Annotated in this window: 21 protein-coding genes; 9 read left to right on the forward strand and 12 right to left on the reverse strand. The window is 73.0% G+C overall.

Annotated features, from left to right (window positions below):
- Positions 1–9 precede the first annotated feature (9 nt).
- The 7 genes from murD to rsmH form a co-directional block, all read right to left on the reverse strand.
- Complete coding sequence (gene murD, locus ACFY0I_RS26425; protein WP_388900527.1) at positions 10–1,437, reverse strand: UDP-N-acetylmuramoyl-L-alanine--D-glutamate ligase; 1,428 nt, start codon at positions 1,435–1,437, stop codon at positions 10–12.
- Complete coding sequence (gene mraY, locus ACFY0I_RS26430; RefSeq protein ID WP_281206008.1) at positions 1,419–2,489, reverse strand: phospho-N-acetylmuramoyl-pentapeptide-transferase; 1,071 nt, start codon at positions 2,487–2,489, stop codon at positions 1,419–1,421. The genes murD and mraY overlap by 19 nt, the downstream gene beginning before the upstream one ends.
- Positions 2,486–3,910, reverse strand: a complete 1,425-nt coding sequence (gene murF / locus ACFY0I_RS26435; protein WP_388900530.1) for a UDP-N-acetylmuramoyl-tripeptide--D-alanyl-D-alanine ligase — start codon at positions 3,908–3,910, stop codon at positions 2,486–2,488. The genes mraY and murF overlap by 4 nt, the downstream gene beginning before the upstream one ends.
- Positions 3,907–5,601, reverse strand: coding sequence for a UDP-N-acetylmuramoyl-L-alanyl-D-glutamate--2,6-diaminopimelate ligase (locus ACFY0I_RS26440; protein WP_388900533.1), 1,695 nt, complete (start codon positions 5,599–5,601; stop codon positions 3,907–3,909). The genes murF and ACFY0I_RS26440 overlap by 4 nt, the downstream gene beginning before the upstream one ends.
- A 37-nt stretch (positions 5,602–5,638) precedes the next feature.
- Positions 5,639–7,660 carry a peptidoglycan D,D-transpeptidase FtsI family protein gene (locus ACFY0I_RS26445; RefSeq protein WP_388900536.1) on the reverse strand — a complete coding sequence of 674 codons (2,022 nt, stop codon included), beginning with the start codon at positions 7,658–7,660 and terminating at the stop codon, positions 5,639–5,641.
- Positions 7,661–7,804: 144 nt separating this feature from the next.
- On the reverse strand, positions 7,805–8,494 hold the full coding sequence (locus ACFY0I_RS26450) for a hypothetical protein (protein WP_388900538.1): 690 nt from the start codon (positions 8,492–8,494) through the stop codon (positions 7,805–7,807).
- Complete coding sequence (gene rsmH / locus ACFY0I_RS26455; RefSeq protein ID WP_362879686.1) at positions 8,491–9,450, reverse strand: 16S rRNA (cytosine(1402)-N(4))-methyltransferase RsmH; 960 nt, start codon at positions 9,448–9,450, stop codon at positions 8,491–8,493. The genes ACFY0I_RS26450 and rsmH overlap by 4 nt, the downstream gene beginning before the upstream one ends.
- 275 nt (positions 9,451–9,725) lie before the next feature.
- On the opposite strand from rsmH, the gene ACFY0I_RS26460 reads away from it, so the two are divergent.
- The 4 genes from ACFY0I_RS26460 to ACFY0I_RS26475 all read left to right on the forward strand — a co-directional run bounded on the left by ACFY0I_RS26460 (position 9,726) and on the right by ACFY0I_RS26475 (position 15,228).
- The gene (locus ACFY0I_RS26460; RefSeq protein ID WP_388900540.1) at positions 9,726–10,313 is read left to right on the forward strand and encodes a beta-class carbonic anhydrase; all 588 of its coding nucleotides are present in this window, start codon (positions 9,726–9,728) and stop codon (positions 10,311–10,313) included.
- 138 nt (positions 10,314–10,451) lie between these two features.
- Positions 10,452–11,462, forward strand: a complete 1,011-nt coding sequence (locus tag ACFY0I_RS26465) for an AAA family ATPase (RefSeq protein ID WP_388900542.1) — start codon at positions 10,452–10,454, stop codon at positions 11,460–11,462.
- Positions 11,462–12,817 (forward strand): DUF58 domain-containing protein, encoded by a 1,356-nt coding sequence (locus ACFY0I_RS26470; protein WP_388900543.1) that lies wholly within the window; start codon positions 11,462–11,464, stop codon positions 12,815–12,817. Before ACFY0I_RS26465 ends, ACFY0I_RS26470 begins: the two co-directional genes overlap by 1 nt.
- Positions 12,814–15,228 (forward strand): transglutaminaseTgpA domain-containing protein, encoded by a 2,415-nt coding sequence (locus tag ACFY0I_RS26475; RefSeq protein ID WP_388900545.1) that lies wholly within the window; start codon positions 12,814–12,816, stop codon positions 15,226–15,228. Before ACFY0I_RS26470 ends, ACFY0I_RS26475 begins: the two co-directional genes overlap by 4 nt.
- A gap of 329 nt (positions 15,229–15,557) precedes the next feature.
- Here ACFY0I_RS26475 and ACFY0I_RS26480 read toward each other — a convergent pair whose 3' ends face one another.
- From ACFY0I_RS26480 to ACFY0I_RS26490, 3 genes are read right to left on the reverse strand one after another with little or no spacing between them, the layout of a single operon-like run.
- On the reverse strand, positions 15,558–16,190 hold the full coding sequence (locus ACFY0I_RS26480; protein ID WP_362879694.1) for a TetR/AcrR family transcriptional regulator: 633 nt from the start codon (positions 16,188–16,190) through the stop codon (positions 15,558–15,560).
- A gap of 29 nt (positions 16,191–16,219) precedes the next feature.
- The gene (locus ACFY0I_RS26485) at positions 16,220–18,313 is read right to left on the reverse strand and encodes a YhgE/Pip family protein (RefSeq protein WP_388900547.1); all 2,094 of its coding nucleotides are present in this window, start codon (positions 18,311–18,313) and stop codon (positions 16,220–16,222) included.
- Positions 18,285–19,433: an ATP-binding cassette domain-containing protein gene (locus ACFY0I_RS26490; protein ID WP_388900549.1), complete on the reverse strand. Its 1,149-nt coding sequence runs from the start codon at positions 19,431–19,433 to the stop codon at positions 18,285–18,287. Before ACFY0I_RS26490 ends, ACFY0I_RS26485 begins: the two co-directional genes overlap by 29 nt.
- A gap of 202 nt (positions 19,434–19,635) precedes the next feature.
- Here ACFY0I_RS26490 and ACFY0I_RS26495 point away from each other — a divergent pair, with 202 nt between their 5' ends.
- The 5 genes from ACFY0I_RS26495 to ACFY0I_RS26515 all read left to right on the forward strand — a co-directional run bounded on the left by ACFY0I_RS26495 (position 19,636) and on the right by ACFY0I_RS26515 (position 23,866).
- Positions 19,636–20,127, forward strand: a complete 492-nt coding sequence (locus ACFY0I_RS26495) for an SAV_6107 family HEPN domain-containing protein (protein ID WP_388900551.1) — start codon at positions 19,636–19,638, stop codon at positions 20,125–20,127.
- Between the two features lie 76 nt (positions 20,128–20,203).
- Entirely contained in the window at positions 20,204–20,962 is a 759-nt protein-coding gene (locus tag ACFY0I_RS26500) for a methyltransferase (RefSeq protein ID WP_362879699.1), read from the forward strand.
- Between the two features lie 291 nt (positions 20,963–21,253).
- The gene (locus ACFY0I_RS26505) at positions 21,254–21,655 is read left to right on the forward strand and encodes a DUF3040 domain-containing protein (protein ID WP_362879700.1); all 402 of its coding nucleotides are present in this window, start codon (positions 21,254–21,256) and stop codon (positions 21,653–21,655) included.
- A 99-nt stretch (positions 21,656–21,754) separates the two neighbouring features.
- On the forward strand, positions 21,755–22,402 hold the full coding sequence (locus ACFY0I_RS26510) for a DUF4126 domain-containing protein (protein WP_388900553.1): 648 nt from the start codon (positions 21,755–21,757) through the stop codon (positions 22,400–22,402).
- A gap of 9 nt (positions 22,403–22,411) precedes the next feature.
- The gene (locus tag ACFY0I_RS26515; RefSeq protein WP_388900555.1) at positions 22,412–23,866 is read left to right on the forward strand and encodes a phytoene desaturase family protein; all 1,455 of its coding nucleotides are present in this window, start codon (positions 22,412–22,414) and stop codon (positions 23,864–23,866) included.
- A gap of 28 nt (positions 23,867–23,894) precedes the next feature.
- Here the strand turns inward: ACFY0I_RS26515 and ACFY0I_RS26520 are convergent, their stop codons facing one another.
- On the reverse strand, positions 23,895–24,803 hold the full coding sequence (locus ACFY0I_RS26520; protein ID WP_388900557.1) for a hypothetical protein: 909 nt from the start codon (positions 24,801–24,803) through the stop codon (positions 23,895–23,897).
- Positions 24,804–24,853: 50 nt separating this feature from the next.
- Positions 24,854–25,768 (reverse strand): methylenetetrahydrofolate reductase [NAD(P)H], encoded by a 915-nt coding sequence (gene metF, locus ACFY0I_RS26525; protein WP_388900559.1) that lies wholly within the window; start codon positions 25,766–25,768, stop codon positions 24,854–24,856.
- Between the last annotated feature and the right edge of the window lie 69 nt (positions 25,769–25,837).

The following is a 25,837-nucleotide window of genomic DNA, read 5'->3' on the forward strand; positions in this document are numbered from 1 at the left end:
TGGATCGACCTAGGCGCTCTCGGCGGCCAGTTCGCGCACCGCGTCGGCGAATGCGTCCCCACGCTTGTTGTAGTTCGCGAACATGTCCATGGAGGCGCAGGCCGGCGCCAGCAGGACCGTGTCGCCGGGTCGGGCGAGCCGGGCGGCTTCCCGGACCGCCGCGAGCATCGCCCCAGTGTCGGTCCGGTCGAGGTCGGTGACCGGGACCTCGGGGGCGTGTCGCGCCAGCGCGTCGGCGATGAGCGCCCGGTCGGCGCCGATCAGCACCACGGCGCGCAGACGCTCGGCCGACTTCTGGACGAGTTCGTCGAAGGTGGCGCCCTTGGCGAGGCCGCCGGCGATCCACACGACGGGTTCGAAGGCGGCCAGGGAGGCCTCCGCCGCGTGGGTGTTGGTGGCCTTGGAGTCGTCGATGTAGGTCACCTCGGCGACCTCGGCGACGTGCGCGACGCGGTGGGCGTCGGGGCGGAAGTCGCGCAGTCCGTCGCGCACGGCGCGCGGCTCGACGCCGAAGGCGCGGGCCAGGGCGGCGGCGGCGAGGGCGTTGGCGATGTTGTGCGGCGCGGGCGGGTTGACGTCCTCGACCTGCGCGAGTTCCTGGGCGTTCTTCTGCCGGTTCTCGACGAAGGCGCGGTCGACGAGGATGCCGTCGACGACGCCGAGCATGGAGGGGCCGGGGGCGCCGAGGGTGAAGCCGATGGCCCGGCAGCCCTCTTCGACGTCGGCCTCGACCACGAGGTCCTCGGTGGCCTTGTCGGCGACGTTGTAGACGCAGGCGACGGTGTTGCCCTCGTAGACGCGGCCCTTGTCGGCGGCGTACGCCTCCATGGAGCCGTGCCAGTCGAGGTGGTCGGGGGCCAGGTTGAGGACGGCCGCGGAGTGGGCGCGTACGGAGGGCGCCCAGTGCAGCTGGTAGCTGGAGAGTTCGACGGCGAGGACGTCGTACGTCTCCTCGCCGGTCACCACGTCGATGATCGGGGTGCCGATGTTGCCGACGGCCGCGGTCCGCAGACCGGCGGCGCGCAGGATCGACGCGAGCATCTGGGTGGTGGTGGTCTTGCCGTTGGTGCCGGTGATGGCGAGCCAGGGGGCGGCGTTCTCGCCGCGCAGCTGCCAGGCGATCTCCACGTCGCCGACGACGTCGACGCCGGCTTCGGCGGCGGCCGCGAAGAGCGGGCTGTCGGGCTTCCAGCCGGGCGAGGTGACGACCAGGTCGGTCCCGCCGGGCAGCCGTTCGGCGTCGCCGAGGCGTACGGCGATCCCCGCCGCCTCCAGCTCCGCCGCGCGGGCGCGGTGGCCCTCGCTGTCACCGCCGTCGACGACGGTCACCGAAGCGCCGAGGCCGGCCAGGGCGCGGGCGGCACTGATGCCGCTCACGCCGAGGCCGGCGACGGTGATGTTCTTGCCGTGCCAGGAGGTCACTTTTCGGCTGCCCATCCCGCGTAGAAGAGACCGAGACCCACGATCACGCACATGCCCTGGATGATCCAGAACCGGACCACGACGAGGACTTCGGACCAGCCCTTGAGTTCGAAGTGGTGTTGGAGTGGCGCCATCCGGAAGACCCGCTTGCCGGTCATCTTGAAGGAGCCGACCTGGATGACGACCGACATCGTGATGAGCACGAAGAGGCCGCCGAGGAGCGCCATCAGGAACTCCGTGCGGGAGCAGATGGCCAGACCCGCGAGCGCGCCGCCGAGGGCGAGGGAACCGGTGTCGCCCATGAAGATCTTGGCGGGCGAGGTGTTCCACCACAGGAAGCCGAAGCAGGCACCCATCAGGGCGGACGCCACGACGGCCAGGTCGAGCGGGTCACGGACCTCGAAACAGGCGTTCGGGTTGGTCAGGGTCTGCGCGTTGGCGCAGGACTCCTGGAACTGCCAGACGCCGATGAAGGTGTAGGCACCGAAGACCATCACCGCGGCGCCGGTGGCCAGGCCGTCCAGACCGTCGGTCAGGTTCACGCCGTTGGACATGGCCAGGATCATGAACAGCGCCCAGACCACGAACAGCACCGGGCCGATCGACCAGCCGAAGTCCGTGACGAACGACAGCTTCATGGAGGCCGGGGCGAGTCCGCGGGAGTCCTTGAACTGGAGCGCGAGCACCGCGAAGGCGATGCCGACGATCAGCTGTCCGGACATCTTCGCCTTGGCCCGCAGGCCGAGCGAGCGTCGCTTGACGATCTTGATGTAGTCGTCGAGGTAACCGACCAGGCCCATTCCCGCCATCAGGAACAGGACGAGCAGACCCGAGAAGGTCGGCTCGCTCCCGGTGATCACCTTGGTCAGGGCGTACGCGACGAGCGTCGCCAGGATGAAGGAGATGCCGCCCATGGTGGGCGTGCCCTTCTTCCCGGCGTGCCCGCGCGGGCCGTCGTCGCGGATGAACTGGCCGTAGCCCTTGCGGGCCAGCAGCTTGATCAGCAGCGGGGTTCCCACGAGGGTGAGGAAAAGGCCGATGACTCCGGCGAAAAGGATCTGCCTCATCGGCCGGCGACCTCGCCCTCGCGCTCCAGCAACGCCAGCGCGACCCGCTCCAGGCCGACCGACCTGGAAGCCTTCACCAGCACGACGTCCCCCGGGCGCAACTCACTGCGCAACAAGTCGACCGCCGCCTGCGCGTCGGACACGAGCACCGACTCCTCACCCCACGAACCCTCGTTATATGCGCCCAGTTGCAGCCAGGACGCTTCCCTGCCCCCGACTGCTACGAGCTTGCTCACGTTGAGCCGGACGGCAAGCCGTCCCACCGCGTCGTGCTCGGCCAACGCCGCGTCACCGAGTTCGGCCATGGGGCCGAGCACTGCCCACGTACGTCCCCCGTTGGCCTTGGCGCCGCCGCCCATCGCGGCGAGTGCGCGCAGGGCGGCCCGCATGGATTCGGGGTTCGCGTTGTAGGCGTCGTTGACGATCGTCACGCCGTCCGCACGCTCGGTGACCTCCATCCGCCACCGGGACAGCGTGCCCGCTCCGGAGAGCGCGGTGGCGATCTCCTCGACGGACATGCCCAGTACATGGGCGACGGCGGCCGCGGCGAGCGCGTTCGACACGTGGTGCTCACCGTACAGCCGCAAGGTCACATCGCTGCACCCGGTCGGGGTGTGGAGTGTGAACGAGGGCTGTCCCCCCGGCGTCATCCGGACCTCGGTGGCCCGTACGTCGGCCTCCTCGGCCTCGCCGAAGAACACCGTACGGGCCTTCGTGCGGCTCTCCATGGCGCGGACGAGGGGGTCGTCGGCGTTCAGCACGGCAACTCCGCCGTCCTGCGCGGCCGGCAGGGCCTCGACCAGCTCCCCCTTGGCCTGCGCGATGGCCTCGCGGCCGCCGAACTCGCCGATGTGGGCGGTTCCGACGTTCAGGACGAGGCCGATGCGCGGCGGGGTCAGACCGGTGAGGTACGCGATGTGGCCGATGCCCCGCGCGCCCATCTCCAGGACCAGGTGGCGGGTTTCCGCGGTGGCCTTCAACGCCGTGAGCGGAAGGCCGATCTCGTTGTTCAGGGAGCCGGGTGTCCACACCGTGGGCGCGTGGTGCTGGAGCACCTGGGCGATGAGGTCCTTGGTGGAGGTCTTGCCGGCCGAGCCGGTCAGGGCCACCACATCGGTGCCGAGGCGGCCGACGACGGCGCGGGCGAGGGCTCCGAGCGCCTTCTCCACGTCGTCGACGACGATCGCCGGAACACCGACGGGCCGGGCCGCGAGGACGGCCGCGGCGCCGGCCGCGACCGCGCGCTCGGCGTAGTCGTGGCCGTCGACTTGCTCGCCCTCGAAGGCGGCGAAGAGGCTGCCGGGCTCGACCTGGCGGGAGTCGATGACGACGGGGCCGCCGATCCGCACCGAGGGGTCCGGTATGTCGTGGGGCCGCCCGCCGGTGATGTCGGCGATCTCGGCGAGGGAAAGGGCGATCACTGGTTCACCTCGGCCTGTCGGGCGCTGCGCTGCTGGTTCTCGATGGCCGCGCGGAGCACGGCGCGGTCGTCGAAGGGCCGTACGACGCCCGCGGTGTCCTGGCCCTGCTCGTGGCCCTTGCCCGCGACGAGGACGGTGTCGCCGGGCTCGGCGCGCGCGACGGCCGCGGCGATGGCCGCCGCCCGGTCGGCGTCGACGAGGACGGCGCCCCGCTCCTCGGGCGGCACGGACACCGCGCCGGCGAACATGGCGGCGAGGATCGCGAGGGGGTCCTCGGAGCGCGGGTTGTCGGAGGTCAGGACGGCCACGTCGGCGTACCGGGCGGCCGCGGCGCCCATGGGGGCCCGCTTGGTGGTGTCGCGGTCGCCGCCGCAGCCGAGCACGATGTGCAGTCGGCCGGTGGTGACTTCGCGCAGGGCCCGCAGGACGGACTCGACGGCGTCGGTCTTGTGGGCGTAGTCGACGACGGCCAGGTACTCCTGGCCCGCGTCGACCCGCTCCAGTCGGCCCGGCACCCCGGGGACCGCGGCGACGCCGTCGGCGGCGGTCTGCGCGTCGATGCCGGCCGCGGCGAGGGTGACGATCGCGGCGACGGTGTTGGCGACGTTGAAGGGGCCCGGCAGCGGCGCGGTGGCCCGTACCCGCTCACCGGCGGGGCCGACCAGGGTCAGGGTCGAGTCCATGTGACCGCTGACCACGTCCTCGGCGCGCCAGTCGGCGGCGGGGTCGCCCGTCGCGGAGAAGGTGACGACCGGGATCGGCGCCTCCTTGGCGAGCCGGCGGCCGTACTCGTCGTCGACGTTGACCACCCCGAGGCGGGCCCGGCGCTCGGTGAAGAGCTGGGCCTTCGCCTGGAAGTAGTCCTCCATGTCGGAGTGGAACTCCATGTGTTCCGGGCTCAGGTTGTTGAAGACGGCGACGTCGAAGACGCAGCCGTCGACCCGGCCGAGCACCAGCGCGTGGCTGGAGACCTCCATCGCCACGGCCTCGACGCCGCGTTCGCGCATGACGGCGAACAGCGCCTGGAGGTCGGTGGCCTCGGGGGTGGTGCGCTCGGACTTGATGCGTTCGTCGCCGACGCGCATCTCGACGGTGCCGATGAGCCCGGTCGTCCGTCCCGCCGCGCGGAGCCCGCCCTCGACGAGGTACGCGGTGGTGGTCTTGCCGGAGGTACCGGTGATGCCGAGCCGGAGCAGGCCTTCGCCGGGTTGTCCGTAGATCGCGGCGGCGACCTCGCCCATCCGGCCGCGCGGATCCGCCACGGTCAGGACCGGCAGGCCCGTCGCGGCGGCGCGTTCGGCGCCCGCGGGGTCGGTCAGGACGGCCGCGGCGCCGAGGGCGGCCGCCTGGGCGGAGAAGTCCGCGCCGTGCAGGCGGGCGCCGGGCAGGGCCGCGTACAGGTCTCCGGGGCGTACGGCACGGGAGTCGTGCGTGATGCCGGTGATCTGCGCGGCGCCTGGCTCAGGCAGTCCCAGCAGCGTGGCCAGCTCACCCAGGGGGGTGGGGCCGGTGGACACGGGCCGGGGCGCTCCCGGCGGCGCTGCCGGGGCGTCTTTCTGGGCGTTTCTGGGCTGATCAGCGTGGGGCACGGCGGTGAGCGTACCGGGCGCTGCGGCCCGCCCGCGAAGCGAGGGCCCGGCCGGGGCGTCCTCGGGCGACTGGTTCCCGGCATTCGGGGTGATCGTTGTCACTGATGGTGCCTCACGCTTTTCTGGCTGGTCGGCCGGTTCACGGTCCGGGCTGCGGGCTGGGCTGCGTCGTGTTCGGGGCGGCGGGCGGCGGGCCTCCCTCGAAGGTCACCGGGAGTCCGGCGGGTGCCGTGCCGGAGGGAGCGACCTGGAGGGTCTTGAGGGCGAACTCCATGACCGTCTTGTAGATCGGGCCGCAGATCTGGCCGCCGAAGTAACTGCCCTTCGTGGGGTTCTGGATGGCGCAGTAGACGGTGATCCGCGGGTTGTCGGCGGGGGCGAACCCGGCGAAGGAGGCGGTGTAGCCCTTGTAGCGGCCGGTGGCCGGATCCACCCGGTTGGAGGTGCCCGTCTTGCCGCCGACCCGGTAGCCGGGGATCCGCGCCTTGGTGCCGGTGCCCTCCTGGTCGTCGACCACGGACTCCAGCATCTCGGCGAGGGTCTTGGCGGTCGCCTTGCTGACCACCTGGGTGCGTTCGGGCGCCGGGGCCGGGGTGAAGCGGCCGTCGGGGCCCCTGGTGCCGCGGACCAGGGTCGGGGTGATCCGGACGCCGTCGTTGGCGATGGTCGAGTAGACGGAGGCCGCCTGCATCGCGTTCACGGACAGGCCCTGGCCGAACGGGATCGTGTACTGCTGGGAGGTGGACCAGGCTCCGGGCTCGGCGAGGATGCCGCGCGATTCGCCGGGGTAGCCCAGGCCGGTGGGCGCTCCGATGCCGAACTTGGTCAGGTAGGAGTGCAGGACCTTGTTGGCCTCGGGCTGGGTGGCGCCGAGTTGGCCGGTGGCCAGGATGGTGCCGATGTTCGAGGACTTGGCGAGGACCCCGTTGAGGGTCAGGTACCAGGTGGGGTGGTCGATGTCGTCCTTGAACAGGCGGTCGCCGCGGTGCAGTCGGTTGGGTACCTCGACGTGCGTCGCGGGGGTGGCCTTCTTCTCCTCCAGGACCGCCGCCATCGACATGACCTTGGCCGTGGAGCCGGGCTCGTACACGTCCTGGAGGGCGGCGTTGCCCATGGCGGCGGAGCTGGCCCGGGTCAGGTCGTTGGGGTCGAAGCCGGGGGAATTGGCCATGGCCAACACCTCGCCGGTGCGGGTGTCCTGGACGATGACGTAGCCGCGGTCGGCGGCGGACTTCTCGACCTGTTCCGTGATGGCGCTCTGCGCGGCCCACTGGATGTCGCGGTCGATGGTCAGCTCGATGTCGTCGCCGGGCACGGCGGGCTTCTCGCTGGATCCCGCCGTGGGCACGCGACGGCCACCGGACTGGGCGTAGGTGAGCTCGCCGTCCTTGCCGGCCAGCTTCTTGTCGAGGGAGGACTCCAGTCCGCCGCCGCCCTTGCCCTCGGCGTTGACGTAACCCAGTATCCCGGCGGCGAGGGTGCCGTTCGGGTACACGCGCTTGCTGCTGTTCTCGTTGAACACGCCGGCGATGACGTTGGCGCCGGGGCCGTTGCTCTTCTTGTCCGCGGCGGCCTTGTCGGCGAAGAGCTTCTTGAGGTCCTTGATCTGGTTCCAGACCTGGGGGGTCTGCCGCCGGGCCAGGACGACGTAGCGGGTGTTCTTGGTCTTCAGGCGCGCGGTGAGTTCCTTGGCGTCCTTGCCGAGGATGGGCGCGAGGAGCGCGGCGGCCTGTTCGGGGGCGTCGGGCGCCTTGCTCTCCTGCGGGGTGAACATCTTCGGGTCCGCGGTGATGTCGTACGCGTCCACGCTCGTCGCCAGGGCGACGCCCTTGCGGTCGGTGATCTCCCCGCGCTCGGCGGCCAGGGTGTGGCTCGCGAAGCGGTTCTCGGACGCCTTCGCCGAGTACGAGGAGGCGTCGACGGCCTGCACCTGGAGGAGCCGGACGACGAAGGCCAGCATCACCAGGGTCAGCCCCACCCCGACCAGCCGCAGCCGGGGTCGGGGGCTGCCCAGCCGGATGATGTGCGGCGCGCGCGCCGCGGCGACGGGGCGCCGGGTCGCGGGGCGCGAGGCCGGTCGGGCGTTCGCGCGGGCCCGGTCGCCGGGTCGCGGTCGGGCCGGGCCGGGCACCCGTCGCCGGGGCGGCTCCTTGGGGCTCACGCGCCCACCTCCGCGGTACGGGTGCCGCCGGCGCGCCCGGGGGTCCGGGCGGGACCCTGGGCGCGGGGGAAGGGCGGGGCCGGGCGGGGCCCCGCGGGGCCGCGCCCGGGTACGGCGGAACCGCCTGTCAGCGGGGTCACGACGTCACCTGCCTGGGTTCGGGGAGGGCTGCTGCTGCGGGGGCTGGGGCGTGCCGCCCGGGCCGGACGAGGGGCCCTGCGCGGCGGGGTCCTGCACGGCCGGGTCGGGGGCCGCCGGATTCGGGGAGCCCGGGGCGCCGGACGCCGCCGGGGCCCGGCCCGCGGGCGCGGGGGCTCCGGACGGCGCGGCGGAGGGAGCCGCGCTCTGGCCCGGGGTGGGCTGGCCCGGGGTGGGCTGGGCGGTGGGCGGCGGGGAGGGCGGCGGCGGGGCTTCCGCCGTCGAGACGGCGCCCGCGACCTTGCCGTCCGCGCCGATGAAGACCGGACTGCCGCCGGGCACCAGACCCAGCTCGTGGGCCCGGCGCTGGAGGGCGTCGGGTGCCGAGTAGCCGTCGACGTCGCGCTGGAGGGCCTGCTCCTCGTCGGTCAGCGCGGTGGTCTCCTTCTTCAGCTTGCTCAGCTGGAAGGAGCCCTCGTTCAGCGCCGAGTTCAGCAGCAGCAGGCTGATCAGCCCACCGCCGAGGAGGGCCACGACGAGCAGGACGAACGGCATCCGGGCCGCCTGCCCCGGTGCCCCGCCGGGCCGCGCGGCCGGGCCGCTGCCGAGCGCCCGGCCGATGCGGGCCGCCTGCCCGCGGGTCAGGGTGGCCACCTTGCCGGCCCTGCCGCCACCGGAGCGGCCCGCCGGGGTCACAGCCGCGCCTCGCGGATGCGCTCGACGCCGCGGCACCGGGCCGGGGCGGCCCGCCGGTTCTCGGCGATCTCCTCCTCGGTCGGCAGCTCGGCGCCGCGCGTCAGCAGCTTCAGCTTCGGCTGGTACTTCTCCGGCACCACCGGGAGCCCGGGCGGCGCGGTGGAGGCCGCGCCCGCCGCGAAGACCTGCTTGACGAGCCGGTCCTCCAGGGAGTGGTACGAGAGCACCGCGATCCGGCCGCCGACCGCGATCCGGTCCACCGCCGCCGGGATGGCCCGCTCCAGGCCGGAGAGCTCGCCGTTGACCTCGATGCGCAGGGCCTGGAAGGTCCGCTTGGCGGGGTTGCCGCCGGTGCGCTTGGCCGCCTGCGGGAGCGAGTCGCGGATCAGCTCGACGAGCCGGGCGCTGTTGGTGAAGGGGTTCTTGTCCCGCTCGCGGACGACCGCCGACACGATCCGCTTGGCCTGCTTCTCCTCGCCGTACTGCCGCAGGATCCGTACGAGCTCGCCGGGGGCGTAGGTGTTGAGGACCTCGGCGGCGCTGATGCCGGTGCTCTGGTCCATGCGCATGTCGAGCGGGGCGTCCTGCGCGTACGCGAACCCGCGGTCGGCCTCGTCGAGCTGCATGGAGGAGACGCCCAGGTCGAAGAGGATGCCCTGGACGGTGGGGATCCGCAGGCCGTCCAGCACCTCGGCCAGATCGGCGTAGATCGCGTGGACGAGGGTGACGCGGTCGCCGAACGGCGCGAGGCGCTCGCCGGAGAGCCGCAGGGCTTCCTTGTCGCGGTCGAGGCCGATCAGGTGGGCCTCGGGGAACCGGGTCAGCAGGGCCTCGCTGTGGCCGCCGAGGCCGAGGGTGCAGTCGACGACGACGGCCCCCGGCCTCTCCAGCGCCGGGGCCAACAGGTCCAGGCACCGCTGGAGCATCACCGGGACATGTCGGGACTCGCTAGTCAAAGCGCCCTCTCAGATAACGGCGCGGCAGGCGTACGCCGCGCCGCGCACGCGGAGTTTTACCAGGGGGCCGGGCGGCCGGTGAGGGCCGGGCTCCGGCCGGTTCGCGTCACTTTAGTGCAACGGTCGCCACGGTCAACGAACCGCCCCGCGCCCGGTGCGCCCCTCTCCCGGCGAATCCGCAAAAGCCGCGAATCACCCGAACGGCGGCCTCCGCCCCACCCCTGTGGGTTAGCTCACAACAAGGCTCGTTGACCTTCTTTGTCCACCCTCACTCAATGCCTCACCGACCTGTGACCACTAACGTCTTCACCATGACGACTTCCGCATCCCTGCCAGCCACCCCCGCGCCCCAGGCATCCGGCGTCGGTTCCGTCACCGATCGTCTGATCGAGGCGAACCGGAAGTACGCCTCGGCGTTCACCGACCCGGGCATGGACGCCCGCCCGGTCCTCCAGGTGGCCGTCGTGGCCTGCATGGACGCCCGCCTCGACCTGCACGCCGCCCTGGGCCTTGAACTCGGTGACTGCCACACCGTCCGGAACGCGGGCGGGGTGGTCACCGACGACACCATCCGCTCCCTCACCATCAGCCAGCGGGCGCTCGGCACCCGCGCGGTGATACTCATCCACCACACCGGCTGTGGTCTCGAAAGCCTGACCGAGGACTTCCGGCACGAACTGGAGGACGAGGTCGGTCAGCGCCCCGCCTGGGCCGTCGAGGCCTTCCGTGACGTCGACCAGGACGTACGGCAGTCCATGCAGCGGGTCCGCACGAACCCCTTCCTGCCCTTCCGCGACGATGTGCGAGGCTTCGTCTTCGACGTGCACACCGGGCTGCTGCGGGAGATCGATCCCGCCTCTTGAGTGACACGAGGCCGTAACGGCGTCAAGAATGCGGTGTGACGCCCCCCGGAAGACCTCCGGGGCCGGTGTCCGCGTTCAGGGGTGGGCCGGTACATGCGCCAACGGCGTCGGCCCTGGGAAAGGGCCGAGGAGAACCAGGTGACCACGTACGACGACCGAGCCAGCCTCGCGGATCTGACCAGCACGGCAGAGCGGGTCCGCCACTCGGTCGAGGGCGTGATCGAGGGCAAGCCCGAGGTCGTGCGACTCGCGCTGACCGTGCTGCTCGCCGAGGGACACCTCCTGATCGAGGACGTCCCCGGCGTCGGCAAGACCATGCTGGCCAAGACGCTCGCCAAGTCCATCGACTGCTCGGTGCAGCGCATCCAGTTCACTCCGGACCTGCTGCCCTCCGACATCACCGGCGTCAGCATCTACGACCAGCAGCGCCGCGAGTTCGAGTTCAAGCCGGGCGCGATCTTCGCGCAGATCGTCATCGGTGACGAGATCAACCGCGCCTCGCCCAAGACCCAGTCCGCGCTGCTGGAGTCGATGGAGGAACGCCAGGTCACCATCGACGGCACCACCTACGCGCTGCCCAGCCCGTTCATGGTGGTCGCCACGCAGAACCCGGTGGAGATGGAGGGCACCTACCCGCTCCCCGAAGCGCAGCGCGACCGCTTCATGGCCCGCGTCTCCGTCGGCTACCCCAGCCCCGAGGCCGAGCTCCAGATGCTCGACGTGCACGGCGGGGTCTCCCCGCTCGACGACCTGACGGCCGTCGCGCACGCCCACGACATCGTCAAGCTGATCGAGGCCGTCCGCGAGGTGTACGTCGCCGCGCCGGTCCGCCGCTACGTGGTCGACCTGGTCTCCGCGACCCGCAGCCACCCCGACCTGCGTCTGGGCGCCTCCCCCCGCGCCACGCTGCACCTGCTGCGCGCCGTGAAGGCCTCGGCCGCCCTGGCAGGCCGGGACTACGTCCTGCCCGACGACGTGCAGGCCCTGGCCCCGCCCGTCCTCGCGCACCGGCTGCTGCCCACGGCGCAGGCCCAGCTGAACCGGCGCACCGCCGAGCAGGTCGTCCAGGACATCCTCCAGCGCACCCCCGTCCCCGCGGCGCACGCCCGCGGCGAGATGCCGCCCGGCGCGGGCATCCGGGGCTTCTGATGAGCGCCGGTGCCCCGCGCGGCGCCGGCGGGCTGCCGAGGGAGGCGGGCGGGCTACGGGCCTCGCTGGCCGGCCTGACCACCCGGGGCCGGTCGTTCCTGGCCGCCGGGGCCGCCGCCGCCGCGTGCGCGTACGTCCTGGGTCAGAGCCAGCTGCTGCGGGTCGGACTGCTGCTGGTCGTCCTCCCGCTGATCTGCGTACTGGCCCTGCACCGCACCCGCCACCGGGTCTCCGGCAGCCGCCGACTGACCCCCTCGCGGGTGCCCGCCGGCGGCGAGGCCCGGGTCCAGCTGCGGATGGAGAACGTCTCCCGCGTCCCGACCGGACTGCTCATGCTCCAGGACCGGGTCCCGTACGTACTGGGGCCCCGGCCCCGGTTCGTCCTGGACCGGGTCGAGGCGGGCGGCCGGCGCGAGGTCTCGTACCGGGTCCGTTCCGACCTGCGCGGCCGCTACCCGCTGGGCCCGCTCCAACTGCGGCTGACCGACCCCTTCGGGCTGGTCGAGCTGACCCGCTCCTTCAGCGCCTACGACACCCTGACCGTCATCCCCCGCACCGAACCCCTGCCCCCGGTCCGGATGACCGGCGAGGCGAACGGCTACGGCGACGGCTCCCGCCGCTCGCTGGCCCTGGCCGGGGACGACGACGTGATCCCGCGCACCTACCGGCGCGGCGACGACCTGCGCCGGGTCCACTGGCGCTCCACCGCCCGCTACGGCGAGCTGATGGTGCGCCGCGAGGAACAGCCGCAGCGCAGCAAGGCCACCGTGCTGCTGGACACCCGGCACCTCGCGTACGAGGGCGCCGGCCCGGACTCCGCCTTCGAGTGGGCGGTGTCCGCGGCCGCCTCCACCCTGTTGCACGTGCTCGAACAGGGCTTCTCGGTACGGCTGCTGACCGACACCGGGGATTCCGCGGGCGGCGAGGGCGGCGGCTTCTCCTCGGGCGGGCAGGAGTCCGCCGAGGCGGCCGGACTGATGATGGACACCCTCGCGGTGGTCGGGCACTCCGACGGGGCCGGGCTCTCCGCCGCCTACGACGCCCTGCGCGGCGTGGGCGCCGGGTTCGCCTCCTCCGGCGGGGACGGCCTGCTCATCGCGTTCTTCGGCGACCTGGACGACGTACAGGCGGACATGGCGGCGCGGATGCGCCGGCGCAGCGGAGGCGCCGTGGCGTTCGTCCTGGACTCCGCGACCTGGGCGGGAGAGCCCTCCCGGGTGGAGGAGCGGCTGCGAGGACTGCGGGACGCGGGCTGGACGGCAGTGTCCGTACCGCCCGGCGCCCCGTTCGGCGAGCTGTGGCGGCAGGCCGGGAACGCTCCGCTCGGCGCGGGAACCTCCGGAGGCCGGGGATGAGCGGACGGGCGCGCGTGACGCTCTTCGGAATGCTGGCGACGCTGCTGACCTCCTGGTCACTGGCGCCGCTGGTGCAATCGTCGGGCTGGCTGCTCCAGGCCGCCGCGCTGCTGGCCGTGCAGGCGGCGGTGGGCGCCGGGGCCCGACGGGTGCCGCTGGCCCGGTCGTTGACCGTGGCGACCCAGCTGCTGGTGTCCCTGCTGCTGCTGGCGTTCCTCTTCGCCGGGAAGGCCGAGTCCACCGGCTCCGGGCCGTTGGCGTTCCTCGTCACCGACTTCGGGGCCCTGTTCCAGCAGGGCACCCGGGACGTCGCGGAGTTCGCGATCCCGGCCCCGACGACCGACGGCATCCGGCTGCTGCTGCTGTCCGGCGTCCTGCTGATCGGCCTGCTGGTCGACGTCCTCGCGGTGACCGTGCGCACCGCCGCAGCGGCCGGACTGCCGCTGCTGGCGCTGTACTCGGTGGCCGCCGGGCTGTCCGCCGGCCAGGGCGGTGCCTGGTTCGCCTTCGTGCTGGCCGGCGGCGGCTACCTGATGCTGCTGCTCTCCGAGGGCCGCGACCGCCTCGCCCAGTGGGGCCGGGTCTTCGGCGCGGCCCCCGGCGGGCGCGTGTCGGCCGCCTCCGGTTACGGGGGCGGGGCCGGCGCCAAGGCGGTCGCCCCGGTGCGCACCGGGCGCCGCATCGGCGTGGCCGCGCTGGGTCTGGCGCTGGTCGCGCCGGCCCTGCTGCCCGCGCTCGGCAGCGGCGTGCTGGGCCCGCCCGGGGGCGACGACGGTTCGGGCGGCGGGACCGGCGGGACGATCTCGGCGGTGAACCCGCTGGTCTCGCTGCAGAGCAGCCTGAACGCGCAGGACAACCGGGTCGTCCTGCGGTACCGCACCGACAGCCCCCAGCTGGGCGAGCAGTACCTGCGGATCCTGGCGCTGGACGAGTTCAACGGGGTGAAGTGGGAGGCCTCCGGGCGCCCGCTCACCGACGTCCCCGAGCGGCTGCCGACCCCCACGGGGCTGAGCGAGCGGGTCCGCGCGAGCGCGAGCGAGGTGCGCACCACCGTTTCGGCGGCGGACACCTACGCCCAGCGCTACCTGCCGATGCCGTACCCGGCGACGCAGGTGGACATCGGCGGGAAGTGGCGCTTCGAGCCGGCCGGCCGGACCCTCGTCGGCGACCAGCTGGGCAAGGACCGCTTCCAGAACGTGCAGGGCGCGCAGTACACCGTACGGAGCCTGCTGCTGCGGCCCACGGCGGCGCAGTTGCAGTCCGCCCCGGGCCCGAACCCCTTCGTGCAGGCGGAGTACACCAAGCTGCCGGACAACCTGCCGCCTGTGGTGGCGGAGACGGCCCGGCGGGTCACGGCCGGCGCGAAGGACGACTACACGCGGGCGGTCAGGCTCCAGGACTTCTTCGCGGTGAACGGTGGCTTCCGCTACGACACGAAGGTCTCCTCCGGTACGGGTTCGCAGGCCATCGCCCGGTTCCTGAACGACAAGGAGGGCTTCTGCGTCCACTTCGCGTTCTCGATGGCGGCCATGTCGCGGACCCTCGGGATCCCGGCGCGGGTCGCGGTCGGCTTCACCCCGGGCGAGAAGCAGGCGGACGGCAGCGTCAACGTCTCCATGCGGGACGCGCACGCCTGGCCGGAGCTGTACTTCGAGGGCGTCGGCTGGACCCGTTTCGAGCCGACGCCCCGCGCGGGCATCTCGGTGCCGGACTACAGCCGCGCCGAGTCCCCGGCCCCGCAGCCGTCGGCGCCGTCCGCGCTGCCGTCGCAGCCGGTCACCCAGCCCTCGACGGCGCCGTCGAGGGCGGACGAGTGCCCGCCGGAGCTGAAGAAGCTCGGCGAGTGCGGCGGTCCGGCGCTGAAGCAGGACGGCGCTTCGGGCTCCGGCGGCCCTTCGGTCGGCGCGGTCCTCGGCTGGACGGGCGCGGCCCTGGCGGTGCTCGCGCTGCCGCTGCTGCCGGTGCTGTGGCGCGGCCGGGTCCGGGCGCGCCGGTTGGGCTCGCGGGAGGTGCTGGACGCCTGGCGGGAACTGGGTGACGCCGCGTGGGACGTGAACGTGCCCCCGGACGAGGCGCTGTCGCCGCGGCGGGCCGCGGGGCGCGTCGTGACGCTGGGCAAGCTGGAGGCGGAGCCGGCCGAAGCCGTCCACCGGGTGGCGGGCGCGGTCGAGCGGGCGCTGTACGCGCCGCCCGGCGCCGACCTGTCCTACCCCGGTCTCGCCGACGACGTGCTGCTGGCCCGGTCCGGCCTGCTGGCGGGCGCCGGCCGGACCGGTCGGCTGCGGGCGCTGCTGCTGCCGCGGTCCGCGGCCCGGGTGTCCTGGGCCGTCGCGGCCCGCTGGGCCGCGCTGTCGGAGCGGGTGGCGGCCGTGGTGGGCCGCATCCGGATCCCGCTGCGCGGGCGGGGCTGAGGGCGGGCCGACCGCCTGCGGGACGTGCCCGGAGGTACGTACGCACGAAAAAACGCCGGTGTGTCCGGGCTCGTTCCCCCCGAGCCCCGACACACCGGCGTTTCCCTTCCCGGGGTCCCCCGATCCCCGCCCGGACAAGGATCCGGCCCGCTCCGCGGCCCCGTGTCCGCGGTGCGGGCCGAAGCCCTGTCCGTCGCCTCCCAGTCTGCTGTCCTCGCAGGTGGGAGCCCATCCGTACGGGTACTCAATTCGGCGCCTGGGTACGGATACTCAGTTCTACGTCGCGCGGGCCCCCGGTGGGCACCGCCGACCGGGGGGTCCGAACGCGGTCACCGGCTGCCGCTGACCCGGCCCCGCAGGAGCAGTGAGAGCGCCGAGTGGACGTCGTCCAGCGAGCGTTCGCTCTGGAAGGCCTGCCAGTCCAGCGCCGCCACCAGCACCATCCCGACCATCGCCGCCGCCGTCAGCGGGACGTCGATCTCGGCGCTGAGTTCGCCCCGTTCGACGCCCTCGCGCAGCACCGTCTCCACGACCGCCACGGCCTCCTGGCGGACCACCATCAGGGTGGACTGCCAGGCCCGGTTGGTCCGCCACAGTTCGGCGACGTAGAGCTGGGTGAAGGCGGGGTAGCGGTCGATGAAGACCAGACCCGCGCGGATCATCCCGTCCAGGGCCTCGACGCGGCTGCCGCCGCGGGCCTCCGTCTCCTCGGCCGCGGCCCGCAGCGAGGCGGTGAGCAACCCCACCCCGTGCCGCAGGAGCTCCTCGAAGAGGTCGGTCTTGCTGGCGAAGTTGTAGTAGACGGTGCCCTTGGCCACGCCCGCCCGCTCCGCGATCTCGTCGACCGTGGTCGCGGAGAATCCCTGCTCGGCGATGAGGGTGACGGCGGCTTCGTAGAGCTTCTGCCGGGTGGCCCGGCGGCGTGCGCCGCCCGTGCCCGTACCGGTGCTGCTGCTTTCCATGGCGCTGATTCTCACAGGTCAACAGCCCCTCACAGGCTCAGTTCCGGGTGCAGCCGGTCCATCGTCCACACCTGCTTGCCGCGGGCGGCGAGCGCGGTGAGGGCGAGCGCCCCGACCGTGAAGGCCACCAGGACCGCGCCGCCCTGCCACACCGGGGTGAGGTCGCCGCCGGTGATCAGGCGGCGCAGGCTCTCGACGACGTACGACATCGGCAGGTACGGGTGGATGGCGTTGAAGAAGCCCGGACTGGTCTGAACGGGGTACGTACCGCCGGCGGAGGTCAGCTGGAGCATCAGGACGGCCAGCACCAGGATGCGGCCGGCGGCGCCGAACTTGGCGTTCAGCCACTGGACGATCGCCGCGAAGCAGCCGGTGACCAGCAGCAGGAATCCGATGGTCAGCGCCGGGCGGGCCATCTCCAGGCCGAGGCCGGGCGCCCAGTGGAGCACGGACATCAGCAGGCCGACCTGGGCGGCGCCGATCCCCACCACGGGCAGCCAGCCGGCGAGGGCGATCCGCCAGGGCGAGGCGCCGGTGGACAGGGCCCGCTTGTTCATCGGGGCGATGAGCATGTAGGCGACCATCGCGCCGACCCAGAGGGACAGCGGGATGAAGTACGGGGCGAAGCCGGTGCCGTAGTTGGGCGCCTTGTGCAGGGACTGGTTGGCGAGCCGGATGGGGTCGGACATGACCTGGGTACGGGCGTCGCGCGCCTGCTGGTCGTAGTCCGGGATCTTGCCGGCGCCGTCGTGCAGGCCGCCGGCGAGCTCGCCGGAGCCGTCGACCAGCTTGTACATGCCGCCGTCGAGGGTGTGCGCGCCGTCGCCGAGCTTGCCGACGCCCTCGTTGATGGCGCCGGAGCCCTTCATGGCGCTGCCGATGCCGGTGTGCAGCTGACCCATGCCCGAGGAGACCTTCTGGGCGCCGCTGTTGAGGGCGTTGACCTTGGTGACGGCCTGGTCGAGGTCGGAGGCGAGGGAGGGCGCCTTGTCGACGAGCTCGCGCGCCTTGTTCTCCAGCTCGGTGAGCTGACCGCGGAGCTTGCCGAGGTCGGTGCCGGCGGCCTGGGCGACCTTGTTGGCGTCGGCGGCCGCCGCCGCGCCCTCGGACACGTCGTCCTTGACCTTCTTCAGGTCGGGGCAGGAGGCCAGGTGCGGTTCGGCACCGGGCGTGACGCAGTGGTCGGTGTAGTACTTGTCGGCGCCGGTCTGGGCCCGCTTGGTGACGGTGGCCGCGACGGGGGCGGCCTTCATGAAGGTGTCGAGGTGCTCCCTGACGACCTTGGCGGAGTCCGCGACGAGCGCCGCGTTGGCCGCCAGGGACTTCGGGTCGCTGACGAAGGGCTTGGCCTTGGCGGCCGCGCCGTTGACCTTGTCGGCGAGGATCTGGGTACCGGCGGCGAGGTCCTTCGCACCGGTCTCCAACTGGCCGGCGGAGGTGTTGAGCTTCTTCAGCCCGCCGTTGAGCTCGCCGGTCTTCTCCTTGGCCGTGTCGAGGCCGTCGGCGAGGTCCTTGGCGCCCTTCTGCGCCTTGCCCGCGCCGTCCTTCAGCTTGTCGGCGCCGTCGGCGGCCTCGGCCGTCTTGTCGTGCAGGTCGGAGAAGTTGACGAAGATCTTGTCGAGGAAACCGCGGGAGGCATTGGTGGACGCGGCGGAACGGACCTCGGAGAAGACGGTCTTGGAGATCGAGCCGACGATGTAGTTGTTCGCGTCGTTCGTGCGGACCTGGAGGGCGCCGGTGGCCGGGTCGTCGCCGGAGCTGGAGGCGATCTTCTCGCTGAAGTCGGCGGGCATGGTCAGGGACAGGTAGTACTTCCCCTCCTCCAGGCCCTTCGCCGCCTCGGCGGGGCCGACCTCGCGCCAGTCGAAGGTCTTGCTGTCGTGCAGCTTCTTGGTGATCTCGTCACCGGCCTCGATCCGCTTGCCGTCCACGGTGGCGCCCTTGTCGACGTTGACCAGGGCGACGGGAACCTTGTCGAGACGGCTGTACGGGTCCCAGAAGGACCAGAGGTACAGGGCTCCGTACAGCAGCGGCAGCAGGAGCAGCGCGACGAGCGCGGCCCGGGGCAGCTTGCCCCGCCCGAACCGCTTCAGCTCAAGCGCGGCCAGCTTCGGCGATCGCATCGTCCGCCGCTCCCTTCGGGTCGTGGTGGGTGGTGGTGGCGGGGGCGCTCTTGGCCGCCGCGCCGGTGTCCGTGGGCGTTTCCGGATCCGTCGCGGTGTCCGGTGTGGTGTCGGCCGGGGTCTCGGCCGGGGCGGCGGCCCCGCTGTCCGGCGTGGTGTCGGCCCCGGCCGGGGCGTCGTCCGTGTCGTTGTCCGGGGCCGGCTTCCGGGCGGGTGCCGCGTCCGGTGCGGACGCGGCTCCTTCGGAGAGGCCCCAGGTGATCTTCGGACCGGCGCCTCGGGAGGCGGCGGGGGCGGGCTTAGCGGTCCCGCCGCCGGCCGGCTCGGCGGCCTCGGCCGCGGGCTTCGCCGCAGGCGCGGCCTTCGCGCGAGGGGTGGCCCTCGCCGCAGGGGTGGCCTTCGGCGCAGGCGTGGGCTCCGCCGCGGCCGGGACCGTGCGCAGCACCGTCACGTCCGCGGGGGCCTCGCTGCACACCGCGAGGACGGTGGTGCCGCGGGCGGCGATGGACCGGAGCAGGGCCCAGACCTCGACGCGCTCGGCGTCCGAGAGCTTGATGTCCAGGTCGTCCAGCGCCAGCAGGCGGGGGTTGCCCAGCAGGGCGATGGCCACGGACAGCCGTACGGCCTCCAGCCGCTCCAGGTCGCGCACCGAGGTGCGCGGCCCCTTGGGCAACGTGTCCAGGTCCAGCGCGACCGCGGTCAGCGCCTCCTCGATCCGGGCCTTGGCGCCGGCCCGGCCCTCGCCGCGCGGGCGCAGCAGGGCGCGTACGGGGCCGGTGTAGTGCCGCTGGAGGAGGGCGCCCTCGCGCAACTGCTCGGTGACGGTGAGCGCCTGGTCGAGGTCGTTGACCCCGGGGACCGGGCCGAGGGCGCAGATCCGTCGGACCGCGGCCATCTTCTTCGGCAGCCGGTGGCGGCCGATCTCGGCGTGGCCCTCGGTGGCCTTCATCCGCCCGGTGAGGGCGAGGAGCAGGCAGGTCCGACCGCTGCCGGACGGCCCTTCCAGCGCGATGAGCGAGCCGGGCGCCGCGTCGATCCCCACGCCCCGGAAGGCCCAGCCGCGCGGGCCCTTGAGTCCGAAGTCCTCGGCCTTGACGGATGCGCCGTGCGGGCTGTCCACGCCGTCCCCCTTCATTTGAACTGACCGGTCAGTTCAAAAACTATCAGGTTCCGGACCAAGGGCCGTACCCGAGGGGGACTTTGGGGGTAAAAGCGCAGGTCAGGACGATTGTCAGTGGGGGCCGTCACGATGGAGGAGCACATGCACACCGCACGCGTACCCGCAACACCGCCGAGCACCACGCAACGACAGGAGGTTCGTCATGGCCACACCGTCCCCGTCCCCTGTCCACCCCGTCCCGCGCAGGTCGGCCGCACCACCGGCCGCCCTGGACCTGCTCGCCAAGGCCCGCAGCGGCCTGGCCGAGGCGGCCCTGCTGCCCCGGTCCAACGAGCGGTACGCCACCGCCCACCTGGCGGCGCTGCGCGCCGCCGCGGCGGTGCTCGCCGCTCGCGGGCGCCCCGAGCCGGTCCACCCGCGGCGCAGGCCCCGGATCCGCAGCGCGTGGGAGGTGCTCCCGGAGATAGCGCCGGAGCTGACGGAATGGAGCGCCCTGTTCGCCTCCGGCGCGGCACGCCGGGCGCGGGCCGAGGCGGGGATACGGGACGCGGCGACCGCCCGTCAGGCGGATGACCTGGTGCGGGAGGCGGGCATGTTCCTGCGACTGGTCGAGCGGATGCTCGCGCTGCAACCGGTCGCGCAGGCCCTGCCCCTGCCGAGGACACCGGGACCGGAGCGTCCGGAGGCGGGATGACCTGCCCGACTGCCCGAGGCCATAGGGTGGGGATCGCACCGCTCCCCCACCCATACGCGCCGAGGAGTCATCAGCCGTGTCGGACAATTCCCGCCCCCGCGCCTCCCTCCGCACCGCCGTGGTGTGGGAGGTCCTCAAGGAGGCCCTCGACCGCCGGGTGAAGGCGACCGGGCGGGACGTGCTGGACGTACTGGACACCGGTGGCGGCACCGGCAAGTTCGCCGTGCCGGTGGCCCACCTGGGCCACCGGGTGACCGTGGTCGACCCCAGCCCGAACGCGCTGTTCGGGCTGGAGCGCCGGGTCTCCGAGGCCGGCGTCGCCGATCTGGTGCGCGGGGTCCAGGGCGACGCCCAGGGCCTGCTGGACGTGGTCGAGCGCGACGCGTACGACGTCGTGCTCTGCCACGGCGTGCTGGAGTACGTGGACGACCCGGCCGAGGGCGTGGCCAACGCGGTCGCGGCCCTGCGTCCCGGTGGCGTCCTCAGCGTGCTCGGCTCCGGCGTCGGCGGGGCCGTGCTCGCCCGCGCCCTGGCCGGGCACTTCACCGAGGCCCGTACGGCGCTCACCGACCCGGCCGGCCGCTGGGGCGCAGGCGACCCGGTACCGCGCCGCTTCACCGCCGAGCAGCTCGGCGAACTGGTCGGCGGAGCCGGCCTCGCCGTCGGCGCGGTGCACGGCGTACGGATCTTCGCCGACCTGGTCCCCGGTGTCCTGGTCGACACCGAGCCGGGCGCGGTGGAGGCCCTGCTGCGTCTGGAGGAGGCCGCGGCCGAGCTCCCGGCCTTCCACGCGGTCGCCACGCAACTGCACGTCCTGGGCGAGAAGCCCGCCTGATCTGCGGGCATGCGCGGACGGGCTCGGCCGCACACCCTCCCATCCGGCGCTCCTCCCCGTATGATCGGAAGCACCGGTCGGCATGGCGGACTGCGCATTGGGGAATAAGCGCCTCAGTGACCGCACTGGCGGCGGTACGGTTTGACCCACAGATTTGACACCGTGCTTCACCGGCACGGTGGATTCGCAGAATGTGGCGTAGAGGGCGGGTGTCACGGGGGCGATTCCCCGCCTATCCTGAAGGGGACCCCTGGTCGCTCACCCCGCGACCGACGGATGAGGAGGACTCCCGTGCCGCTCTCGGAGCACGAGCAGCGAATGCTCGAGCAGATGGAGCGAGCGCTGTACGCCGAAGACCCCAAGTTCGCGACAGCGCTTGAGGGTAGTGGACTGCGCACGTACACCCGGCGACGGGTCTACCAAGCAGTCGCAGGCATTGTGGTGGGTATCGCGCTCCTCATGACCGGTGTGATCGTGCCGAACGTGCTCTGGATCAGCGTGGTGGGTTTCCTCGTCATGCTGGGATGTACGGTCCTCGTGGTCACCGGTTGGCGCAAGGCACCCAAGCCTGGCGAGCAGCCCGTCTCCGGAAGTGCAGACGGCTCGGCCCCCGGCCGCAGCCGACAGCGTCGGTCGATGATGACCCGGATCGAGGAACGGTGGCAGCGCCGCCGTGACGAACAGGGGCAGTGAGCCCCACACGCACTGATCGGAGGGGACGGCGCCCGAGGGCGGCCGTCCCCTCCGTCGTTTCCATCTGCCGGAGCAACCGGCCTGCGGCATGATGACCGGGTGAGTGTGCTCCCCCTGGTCTTCACCAGCGGCTGGGCCAGCGGGATCAACGCGTACGCCGTGATCCTCCTGCTCGGCATCTTCGGCGCGACCGGCCTGAGCGACGACGTACCCGAATCGCTCCAGCGCCCCGACGTCCTGATCGCGGCGGCCGTCCTGTTCCTCTGCGAGGCCGTCGCCGACAAGATCCCCTACGTGGACTCGCTGTGGGACTCGGTCCACACCGTCATCCGGCCGCTCTCCGGGGCCGTGGTCGGCGCCCTGCTCGCCGGGCAGAGCGGCTCCCTGTCGGACATCGCCGCCGGCGCGGTCGGCGGCTCCACCGCGCTGGCCAGCCATTTCGTCAAGGCCGGCACCCGGATGGCCATCAACACCTCACCCGAGCCCGTCAGCAACATCGTGATGAGCACGGCCGAGGACCTCGGCGTCGGCGCGATCGTCACCTTCGCCATGTTCAACCCGCAGGCCGCCGCGATCATCGCGGCCGTCCTGCTGGTCGCCGGCCTGGCCATGGTGTTCTACCTGTGGACCCGGATCCGCCGCTTCCTGCGCCGGCGTGCCCAGCGCCGCGAGGAGAAGCGGCTCGCCGCCGAATTCCGCGCGACCGGCGGGGCACCACCGGACTGGCCCCCCGACCTCCCCCGATAGGCTCAACCCATGGCACGAATTGCGGTGATCGGCGCCGGGATGGGCGCGATGGCGACGGCGGCCCGACTGGCCGTGGCGGGCCACCGGGTGACGGTCCACGAACGCGGACCCGACTACGGGGGCTCCCTCGGGCGTCACAAGCGCGACGGCTTCGCCTTCGACACCGGCCCGGGCCTGCTGCACCTGCCCGCCGTCTACCGCGACCTCTTCATCAAGACCGGCAAACGGCCCCTGGAGGACCACGTCGACCTGGTCCAGCTGGACCCGGCCGTGCGGCACGTCCTCGGCGACGCCGACGCCACCACCGTCACCCTCCCCGGCGCCTCGCGCGGCGGAGTCGCCGCCGCACTCGACGAGACCTTCGGTCCGGGCGCGGGCGACCGCTGGAACGCGGTGCTGGGCCGCGCCCGCGACGCCTGGGACGCCACCCGCCGACCCCTGCTGGAGGAGCCGCTGAGCCCGGACCGGCAGGCACTGGGCCGCGACCCGTACCCGGCGCTGCGCGGGAGCGGGCTGCTGCGCCGGCGCCCGCCGACCCTGGCCGAGGTGGCCGGGCGCGAGCTGGGCGGCGCCCTCGCCGAACTGCTGACCGCCCGGGTCGAGACGTACGGCGTCGACCCCGGCTCCGCGCCCGCCTCCGCCGCGGTGCTGCCGTACATGGAGCAGACCTTCGGCAGCTGGTACGTCCGGGGCGGCCTGCGCGCCCTGGCCACCGCCGTCCACGAACGCTGTCGGGAACGGAAGGTGGAGTTCGTCTTCGGCTCCGGCGTACGGGACGTCCTGACGCGGGACGGCCGCGCCGCCGGCCTGCTGCTCGAGGACGGCACCGAGGAGCCCGCCGACCTCGTCGTCTGCGGCATCGACCCGAGGCGGCTGCCGGCCGGCTCCCCCACCCGGGCCCCGGACGCGGTTCCGGCCCGGGGCGCCGGGGTGCCCAGCCGGGTCACCCTGCTGCTGGCCCTGCGCGGGGCCCGTCCGGCGGACGCCGTGCACCGCACCCTGGTCCACCGCGACCCGGCCCACCGGGGCGGGGCCGGCGCGGGCACGGTCACCGTCATGCGCCCCGACGACCCGACGACCCGGCCCGACGCGGACCACGAGGCCGTCACCGTGAGCGCCGTGTGCGACCCGCAGACGCCGCAGGGCGTCCCCGGGGCACAGGAGCTGCTCGACCGCGCCGAACGGGCGGTACCGGGGCTGCGGGAGAGGCTGCTGTGGCACGAGGTGCGCACCCCGGCGGACGTGGAGGCGGCGACCGGGGCCCTCGGCGGGTCCGTGCCCCCGCCGGCCCTCGCGGGAGCGGGCGGCCGGCTGCTCTACCCGGCGAACACGACGGCCCTGCCCGGGTTCTACCTCGCGGGCGGTTGGGCCCACCCGGGCGGCGGGCTCGCGCACGCCGGGATGACCGGGGCCCTGGTGGCCGGGCTGATCGTGGAGGGGGACCGGTTCCGGGGTTCGCAGTGACCCCGGTCCGGTGCCCTCCGGGCGGCCGTCAGTAGCGGTACTGCTCGTACTCGCCGGTGCCGTTGTTCTGGTTGTTCTGGTTGTTCTGCCGGCCCTGGTACGGGTAGCCCTGCTGGTCCTGGCCGTCCTGGCCCGGGTAGGGGGGCTGCGCCTCGTTGGCGCGCTGCTGCGGGACCCAGACCCCGCCGGGCGGGGTGTCCGTCGAGTACTGCTGCTGCGCCGGGTCGTACTGGGCGTAGCCGGAGTAGTCGTAGCTCGGCGGGGCGACCGCCCCGCCGGTGCCGATGTACGGGTCCGAGTAGGCGGCGTAGACCTGCTGTTCGCCGGTCGGGTAGCCGGAGTGGTCGTAGCCCTGGCCGCCCTGCTGCTGGTCGTAGTACGCCGCGTACTGCTGGGCGTCCTGCTCGGACTGCCCGTAGGGCGTGGCCCCGTCGCCCTGGCGGGGGGCGAAGCTCTGTATGCCGTACGAGCCGGTGTCCTCGGGGACCGGCTCCGGGGTGAAGACCTGCGTGGAGTCCACGTCGCGGTCGTCGCCGTCCCGGCGTGCGGCGGAGCCGTCCTCGCGGCCGGGGTCCGGTCCCTGGGATCCGTACTCCAGCGCGGTCACCTCCAGCCCGGCGTCCGGGCGCGGTGCGCTCCCCGAGCGGCGGCGCCGGCCCTGTTCCTGCGGTGCGGGTTCCCCGCCCTTGCGCAGCGACCAGCCGGCCACGAAGCCCTTGCGGAAGGACAGCGTCACCAGGGTCTGGCCCAGGGCGAAGGCCACGGCGCCGGCGCCGATCACGTAGACCGAGGGCAGCAGCACCCCCGCCACGACGCCGAGGAACCCGGTGAAGGCGAGCAGGCGCCAGCGGAGCCGGGCCTTGTACTGCATCAGGACCTCGGCAAGCAACCACAACGCGACGACACCGAACGCGATGTAGAGGACCGTCATTCCCATGCGTGGCCCCTCTCGGTACGGCCGCCCGCACGGGAACGGGGATTGGCCGGTCAGGCCCGCTGGTGCAGGCCCAGGTTCTCGTAGATCTCGAGGGAAGCCGTGGAATTGTTCAACGTGATGAAGTGCAGTCCGGGAACGCCCTCGGACAGCAGCCGCGCGCAGAACTCCGTGGCGAACTCGATGCCAATGGAGCGTACAGCGGCCGGATCGTCCTTGACCGCGAGCATGCGCTCTTTCACAGTCGCGGGGAAGAGCGCGTTGCTGAGTTGCGGCAGCCGTTCGAGCTGCTTCACGGCCACAACGGGCATGACCTCGGGGATGATCGGGGTCTCGCAGCCCGCCTTCGCGACGCTGTCGCGCAGCCGCAGATAATTCTCCGGATCGAAGAACATCTGGGTGATCGCATAGTCGGCGCCGGCGCGGCACTTGTCCACGAAGTGCCGGATGTCCGTGTCCCAGTCGGACGAGCGGGGGTGCATCTCGGGGAAGGCGGCGACGCCGACGCAGTAGTCGCCCGACTCCTTGACCAGCCGGACCAGGTCGGCCGCGTAGTGCACGCCCTCGGGGTGCGGGACCCACTCGCCCATCGGGTCGCCCGGCGGGTCCCCGCGCACGACGAGCATGTTGCGGATCCCGGCGTCCGCGAACTGCCCGATGACGTGGCGCAGCTCGGCGACCGAGTGGTCCACGGCGGTGAGGTGCGCGACGGGGGTGAGGGTGGTGTCGGCGGCGATCTGCTGGGTGGCGCGGACGGTGCCGCCTCGGGTGGAGCCGCCGGCCCCGTAGGTCACCGAGACGAAGCTCGGGGAGACCGCCTCGATCCGGCGGAGCGCGTTCCAGAGGTTGCGCTCGCCCTTCTCCGTCTTGGGGGCCCAGAACTCGAATGAGTACGAGCACCCGGACGCGATGAGGTCCCGGACCGTGTGTGCACGGTCCGACCAGGTGGAAGCGGTACCAAGGGCCATACGGGCAGGTTAGACGCGGCTCGCCGGACACCGAAGCCGTGTCCATCCATTGGACACATTTTTGGACAC

Origin of the sequence: Streptomyces sp. NPDC001568 (genome assembly GCF_042893755.1) — a bacterium.
In the GTDB taxonomy this organism is placed as follows: Bacteria; Actinomycetota; Actinomycetes; order Streptomycetales; family Streptomycetaceae; genus Streptomyces.